Raw genomic sequence first — 6,690 nt, 5'->3', positions numbered from 1 at the left:
GGGCTGGAGGAGAAGGGGTGGCGGCGGGGACTGCTCGTCGCGGTCCTCCTGGGCCTGCCGGCGGTCGCGAGCGCGGCGCCGGAGCCGGACGAGGACGCGGCGGCGGAGGGAGTAGACCGGCCGCTCGAGGTGTCCGGAGACGACGACGCGAAGAAGCCGGCGGACGGGACAGGTGACGCGCTGGAAGGCGCGGTGGCGCAGGCGATGCCTGGCGGTTCGCAGGGGCCCGTCATGGGTGCGCCGGAGCAGGTCTCCGAGCCGGGCGCGCCGGTGCCGGACGCGGCGGTGCCGGGCAAGAAGAAGAAGAAGAAGGACACGGGCCCCAAGGCGGACACGCTGGGCGAGGCGCCGGACGAAGCGGACAAGGTGGACGACAAGGGCGGGCCGCAGCAGCGGATCCGCGTGTTCGGCCGCGTGTTCGCGCGGGCCGCCGCGGACGAGCGCCAGAAGTACGAGCGCGACCTGGGCATCGAGTCCGCGCGCGTGGGCGTGGCCGCGTCGCTGTCCAACCTGGAAGCGGAGGTGAGCGCGGATCTCGCCTCCAAGACGATCCTCAAGGACGCGTTCGTCCGGCTGGCGGACGACGGCAAGCGCATGCGGCTGTACGCGGGCCGCTTCAAGTCGCCCTTCCTGCAGCGTTCGCAGGAGTCTGCGTGGCGGCTGCCTATCCAGGAGCGCGGCCTGGTCGAGGACTACCTCACGGAGACGAACTCCCTGGGCGGGCGGCGCCTGGGCGTGATGGGCGAGATGCGGCTCAAGGCGGCGTGGGGCCTGAAGTTCTCCGCGGGCCTCTTCGAGGGCGGCGAGGACGCGACCGGGAAGCGGCTGAGCGAGGACGGCTCCGCGCGGCTGAGCATCCGCCCGTTCAAGTTCCTCACGCTGGGCACGAGCACGTACCTGACGCAGGTGATTGACGGGACGAAGCAGTACGCGACGGCGGCGGACGCGGAGCTGAACCTCTGGGGGCTGTCGTTGACGGGTGAGGCGGCGATGGGCCGGCTGGCGTTGGGGCCGTTCCAGTCGCAGTCGGTGCTGGCCTACTGGACGGTGCCGGTAGGCCACAACGGGTGGGCGGTGCAACCGGTGGTGGGGGCGGAGGCGCTGCAATTGCAGGGTGGCATCCAGGCGCAAGGGCATTCGGTGACGGGGGGGCTCAACGTGTTGTTGGCGGATTTGTTCAAGGCGCAGGTCCAGGCGGAGCGTGCGCTCCGGCCGGGGGACGTGGCGCCCGCGCTCGAGCTGTCGGTGCAGCTCGCCACCCGCTTCCGTTGAGGAGACACCTGGAGATGATCTCGTTCGCTGAAGGGGAAGTGACGAAGCTGCGGCGTGAATTCAAGCGCGTGCTGGAGGCCCAGGACGCCAAGTCGGTCTGCGCGAGGCTGTCGCAGGAGCTGGGGGGCTACCTGCCGCCGCCCACGCGCATCGTGTCGGTGTACTTCGACAAGCCGGGCCATCCGCTGGCGATGCGCGCGCTGCGCACGCCGGACGACTGCCTCAAGGTGAGGACGAAGGAGTACTCGCCGGACGTGGGCGCGGCGGGCCGCGAGCGCGTGGTGCTGGAGGTGAAGCTCGAGCGTGGCGGGCTCACGCGGAAGCGGCGCGTGTGGGTGCCGCGCGCGGAGCTGGGCCGGACCCTCAAGGGCGGCGTGAGCCTGTTGCCGCTCATCGCGGGGGGAAGCCTGTCGCCGGTGCTGGCGGTGACGTACCGGCGGCACGTGTACCAGGTGTCGCAGGAGTGGCGGGTGACGGTGGACCGGGACATCGGCTTCCACGCCGTATCGCCGGAGCTGGCCCTGTCGCCCGTGGCGCTGACGGTGGAGCGGCTGGGGATGCCCGTGTGGGAGGACTCGCGGGTGGTGGTGGAGGTGAAGCACCTCGGGGCGGCGCTGCCCGAGTGGCTGTCGGCCCTCAATCCGGGGGGAGCGACGGCGTACAGCAAGTTCGCGGAGGGCATGTCGCGGGTGCATGCCTTCACATCAGGTGGCGTTGGGGTCGTAGGGGGTTAGGGCACCGTGTTCATCGATTTCGAAGGCATTGACGGCAGCGGCAAGACGACGCTGTCCAACCTGCTCGCGGCCCGGCTGAAGCGGCTGGGCTACAAGGTCGCGCACGCGCGCGAGGGCGGTGAATTGCAGTCGCCCACCGCGCGGCGCATCCGCGACCTGACGCGCGACGCGAAGCTGCTGGAGATGGGCCCGCGCGCCGAGTTCTTCCTGAACCTGGCCCGTGACGCGCAGCAGTTGGAAGAGATCATCGCGCCCGCGCTGAAGCGGGGCGACGTGTGCATCACCGACCGCTACCTGTACTCGCAGCTGGCGCTGACGGGCGGTGGGCGGGGCCTGAAGGAGGCGCAGCTGTTGCCCGCGTGCGAGCTGGCGTCGCAGGGGCTGTGGCCGGACCTGGTCATCCTGGTGGACGTCGACCCGGACCTGGCGCGGCTGCGCAAGCGGCTGGGCAAGGTGCAGAGCGGCAAGGAGAACGACGCGGACAGCCGCAAGGGACTGGTCGGCGCGGGGCTGGCGGTGCGCGTGCGCGAGGCGTTCCTGGCGCAGGCCCGGAAGGACCCGGCGCGGTGGATCATCCTGGAGAACAATGATCAGCCGCTGCGAGTGCTGGAGCAGCGCCTGGTGGACGCGGTGGTCGCGCGGCTGGAGGGACGTGAGCAGCCGGTGCAGCGGCTGGTCCCCGCCCCTCCCCCGCCAGCGCCGGGCGCGGTGTCGGTGGACGACGTGGAGGAGCGCTTCTTCCAGGCGGTGGACGGCCTGGAGGCGCGCGAGCCACAGCTGGCGGCGTGGCTGCTCAACGGCATCCCGGGCCTGCCCGCGCACCAACGCCGGGTGGCGTACGCGGAGCGGCTGCCGGGCCTGGTGGCGCGAAGCCTGAGCGGGCTGGATGACGACACGGCGTGGACGCTGCGCGACGTGCTGTCGGCGAGCGTGCCGGCGGACGTGGCGGAGGGTCTGGGGTTCGTGACGTCCCCGCGCTCGCACGCGCTGCGGCAGCGGCTGTACGCGCAGGCGCCAGCGGCGGTGCTGGAGGGGCTCAAGCGCCAGGACTCGCCGGAAGCGTGGGCGCTGCGCGAGCGGGGCCTGAAGGACGGCCACCTGGCCGCGGTGCTGCTGGGTCTGGTGGGCGTGGACGGCGAGGAGTCCTGGGTGGTCCGCGAGGCGGGCATGCAGCGCAAGCTGTACTCGGAGGTGGCGCGCAGCCTGGGCGGCCTGAGCACGGAGCGCGCGGAGGCGCTGCGCGACGCGCTGATTCCGCACGACCGGCTGGCGGTGCTGAAGAGCACCACGGGGCTGGAGACGCCGGTGGCGGTGGGCCTGCGCGAGCAGTTGGAGAAGGGAGCGCTGAAGCTGGTGCTGCGTTCGCTGACCGGCGTGGACACGCCGCGGGCCTGGGCGATGCGTGAGCGGGGCGCGCAGTCCACCAAGGAGGCGTTGGACTCCGTGGACGGGATGGACTCGCCGGCCGCGTGGAAGCTGCGGGCCTCCGCGGCGCGTCGGTGGCCAGCGACGGTGGTGTCGTCGATGCGCGGGCTGCCGCTGGTGGCGGAGACGCGGGCGCTGTTGGAGCGCATCCTGGAGGAGCAGGCCGGGAAGCTGCCGGTGCTGCGCAACGCGTACGCGGTGGTGGCGCACGCTCGCGCGCTGGAGCAGGCGCAGCGGCCGGCGCGGGCGCTGGCGGAGACGCTGGGAGTGGACGCCGGGCGGCAGGAGGCATGACGCCCATGGAGGGTCCGTTCGGAGCCCTGTTCCAGGACGTGGAGCAGGAGCTGCAGTCGCTGTCGATGGGGGCCATCCTCCCCCGGCTGGTGGCGTCGGCGGTGATTGGCGCGCTGTTGTCGTCGCGGCCGTGGCGGATGTTGACGGGCAAGCCGCTGCCGAAGGTGGAGATGGTGCAGGCGCAGATTCTGCTCTGCGCGGCGGCGGCGGTGATTACCGCGGTGATTGGCAACAGCGTGGCGAAGGCCTTCGGTCTGGTGGGCCTGGGCGGGTTCGTGCGGTTCCGCTCGGGGCTGAAGGACCCGCGCGACGCGGCCATCCTGTTCCTGGTGATTGGCCTGGGCATGGCATGCGGCCACGGGAACCTGGTGCTGGCGTGCGTGGGCACGGGGTTCGTGGCGGTGCTGCTCTTCGTGCTGGACCTGTTCGAGAAGAAGGCCGTGGCGACGAAGGAGGCCAGGCAGCGGATGGTGGTGTCCGCGCAGGCGGATGACCTGGTGCGAGCGGAGGCCACGCTGAGGGCAGCGCTGGGCGAGCGCAACGTGCTGGTGAAGAGCTGCGCGATGGACTTCTCCGCGCGGCGCGTGGAGCTGGAAGTGGAGGAGCCGGAGCCTGGAAGCCTGGCGGCGGCGTTGGGACGGACGGAAGGGGCGCCCTTGCGGGGCCTGCGGTGGACGGCGGTGAGCGCGAAGGGCGCGCGGGAGGAGACGGTATGAAGTTCAGGAAGCTGGCGGTGCTGTTCGCGGCGTGCGGAGCCATCGCCGCCTGTGGTGGCGGTGGGGGCAGCCTGCCGACGGGGAATGATCCGGGTGCGCCCACGACGAATCCCGACGGCACGGTGGACCTGCCGGGCAACGCGGTGGACCCGGGCACGGGCGGCGGCACGAAGCCGGATCAGCAGGCGGAGGTGACGACGCTCTGGCCGCTGACCACGGGCTCCACCTGGACCTACCGCATCACGGATGACGTGGAGGGGGTCTTCAACAAGGTCGTGACGGTGCAGGGTCCGGAGACGGTGCCGGACACGACGATGACGGCCGTGAAGGTGCACAGCCGGCAGGACCGCACGAAGTCCGGCACGGTCTACGAAGAGAAGTCCTGGCAACTGGAGCTGACCAACGGCCTGGTGGTGCGCCTGCGCGAGGAGGACGTCACGGACGGCCTGGCCGCCAAGGCAACGACCTGGTCCCCGGCGATGATGAAGTCCCTGGCGGCGACGCCGGCCTCCGTGCCCTGGGAACACCAGGACAAGGTGCGTGAGCTGATCACCTACGCGGCGGGCGGAACGGAGGGGAAGGATCCGACGTACGTCTGGAAGGTGTTGGAGAAGGACGTCACGGTGACGACGCCCGCGGGCACGTTCACCAATGCCATCAAGGTCCAGCGCGACAAGCTGAACAAGAGCGGCGAGGTGAAGGAGGAGAAGCAGCGTCTGTACTGGCTGGTTCCCGGCGTGGGCAAGGTCCGCGAGGAAGGGGAACGCCTGGAGGAACTGGTGTCCTACGACGTGAAGAAGCCGTAGGCCGCTGATTCATCTAGATGGGATTGGGGCCCGGGTTGGCGCGAGGGATGCGCTGGCCCGGGCTTTCTTTATCGCCAACCCAACACCTCAACCCACAGAGACCAAACCAGCTCAAAACACAATAAAGGCATCGTTTCTAAAATAGAAACTCAACGCCTCGACAAGATCGGCAACACCAGCATCAGGACGCTGCTGTCGCGCATTATTCACCACCTGAAACACATGAGACCCAGACAAAATATACCTCAATCCGTTACCAGCCGCCGCCTCCGGAAGCTCTCCAGAATAAACGTCCCGCTCCAAAAACATACACTCAGTACTCCCCAACCAAGGCGGACCATCACGCATATACAGCGCAAACCCATAGGTCCTATCCTCATCCACCTCAAGCAACACCTGACCCAACGACTCAAACCCTTCACCACTCATCGCTTACCTCCCCAATTCTCCATACCCCCCTTTTGACCGGGATGCAACACGTGCTGAACAGGCCCCGCAGCCTGATGCTGCTTCAGCGGGAGCAGCTGCATAACTCCCTTTCGATTTGCCTCATGACGCCACGTCAAACCCTTCGGGGCATCTTCTGAGAATGCGCCTCGGGCTCCCGGCTTGACCGCCCTTTCAAGCCCCGGGAAGAGCTGCTCAAGCCTCTTCGCAAAAACAGGGTCGTTTCGCATTGCTTCATAAAGCTGTTTATTCGCCTCAGCAAAGTGAATCCCATCCCGCTGCCCCGGGTAATGCACACCTTCCGCCAACTGGGCCTCAAAAACAGTTGAGTAATGCGGACTACTTTCCGGCCGGGGAGGCAAGCCCTTCGCATCGACCTTCCCAAACGGGTCTTCATTCATAACCGCGACATCTCCATTGCGCTTGCGAACAACGAGACTCCCCTGTGGGGCCGATTTAGGCTTCGATCCGACAGGAAGGCCCGTCTCTGGATCAATGAGGGCTACACCACCGAGTATACTGCCAAGGCGAGCTGGATCCCCTACGCGACGGGCGGGACGGAGGGGAAGGATCCGACGTACGTCTGGAAGGTGCTGGAGAAGGACGTCACGGTGACGACGCCCGCGGGCACGTTCACCAATGCCATCAAGGTCCAGCGCGACAAGCTGAACAAGAGCGGCGAGGTGAAGGAAGAGAAGCAGCGCCTGTACTGGCTGGTCCCCGGCGTGGGCAAGGTCCGTGAGGAAGGGGAACGCCTGTAACCGTCCGGCCAATGACGTGCCGTGAGGGATTGCCGGGGGCGCAGCGCGCGGCGGACGCTTCCGGGCATGGCGAAGCAGGTGGAGAAGCCGGAGTGGGCGCGCATCGCGGAAGCGTTCGAGGCCAGCGGGCAGACGCAGCGGGAGTTCGCGTTGGCGCGGGGCGTGCGGCTGAGCACGTTGCAGTCGTGGGTGTACCGGCATCGACGGAGCGCGCCGTCGCGAGGCGAGCCGGTGA

Annotated in this window: 8 protein-coding genes; 6 read left to right on the top strand and 2 right to left on the bottom strand. The window is 68.8% G+C overall.

Annotation, left to right across the window (positions count from 1 at the left end; all coding sequences use genetic code 11):
- From D7X99_RS41015 to D7X99_RS40995, 5 genes are all read left to right on the top strand, one after another.
- Window positions 1-1,272 (top strand): hypothetical protein (locus D7X99_RS41015; RefSeq protein WP_233614189.1); only part of this gene is annotated, 1,272 nt, incomplete at its 5' end.
- A 14-nt stretch (window positions 1,273-1,286) separates the two neighbouring features.
- Window positions 1,287-2,006, top strand: coding sequence for a VTC domain-containing protein (locus D7X99_RS41010; RefSeq protein WP_121782473.1), 720 nt, complete (start codon window positions 1,287-1,289; stop codon window positions 2,004-2,006).
- Between the two features lie 6 nt (window positions 2,007-2,012).
- Window positions 2,013-3,725 carry a dTMP kinase gene (tmk, locus tag D7X99_RS41005; protein ID WP_121782472.1) on the top strand — a complete coding sequence of 571 codons (1,713 nt, stop codon included), beginning with the start codon at window positions 2,013-2,015 and terminating at the stop codon, window positions 3,723-3,725.
- 5 nt (window positions 3,726-3,730) lie between these two features.
- Complete coding sequence (locus D7X99_RS41000; protein ID WP_121782474.1) at window positions 3,731-4,441, top strand: DUF4956 domain-containing protein; 711 nt, start codon at window positions 3,731-3,733, stop codon at window positions 4,439-4,441.
- Window positions 4,438-5,247 carry a hypothetical protein gene (locus D7X99_RS40995; RefSeq protein ID WP_121782471.1) on the top strand — a complete coding sequence of 270 codons (810 nt, stop codon included), beginning with the start codon at window positions 4,438-4,440 and terminating at the stop codon, window positions 5,245-5,247. The genes D7X99_RS41000 and D7X99_RS40995 overlap by 4 nt, the downstream gene beginning before the upstream one ends.
- A gap of 111 nt (window positions 5,248-5,358) precedes the next feature.
- On the opposite strand, the gene D7X99_RS42555 is transcribed toward D7X99_RS40995, so the two are convergent.
- Window positions 5,359-5,676, bottom strand: coding sequence for a hypothetical protein (locus D7X99_RS42555; protein ID WP_147476411.1), 318 nt, complete (start codon window positions 5,674-5,676; stop codon window positions 5,359-5,361).
- Complete coding sequence (locus tag D7X99_RS44790; RefSeq protein ID WP_121782470.1) at window positions 5,673-6,095, bottom strand: HNH endonuclease; 423 nt, start codon at window positions 6,093-6,095, stop codon at window positions 5,673-5,675. The genes D7X99_RS42555 and D7X99_RS44790 overlap by 4 nt, the downstream gene beginning before the upstream one ends.
- Before the next feature lie 189 nt (window positions 6,096-6,284).
- Between D7X99_RS44790 and D7X99_RS40985 the strand changes: the two genes are divergently transcribed.
- A complete protein-coding gene (locus D7X99_RS40985) occupies window positions 6,285-6,455 on the top strand; it encodes a hypothetical protein (protein WP_233614186.1) in 171 nt (56 codons plus the stop codon).
- Window positions 6,456-6,690 lie beyond the last annotated feature (235 nt).

Origin of the sequence: Corallococcus sp. AB032C, assembly GCF_003668935.1 — a bacterium.
Lineage (GTDB): Bacteria > Myxococcota > Myxococcia > Myxococcales > Myxococcaceae > Corallococcus > Corallococcus exiguus.
Note: the sequence above shows the minus strand (reverse complement) of the source record. Positions and strands in the feature narration are given on the sequence as shown.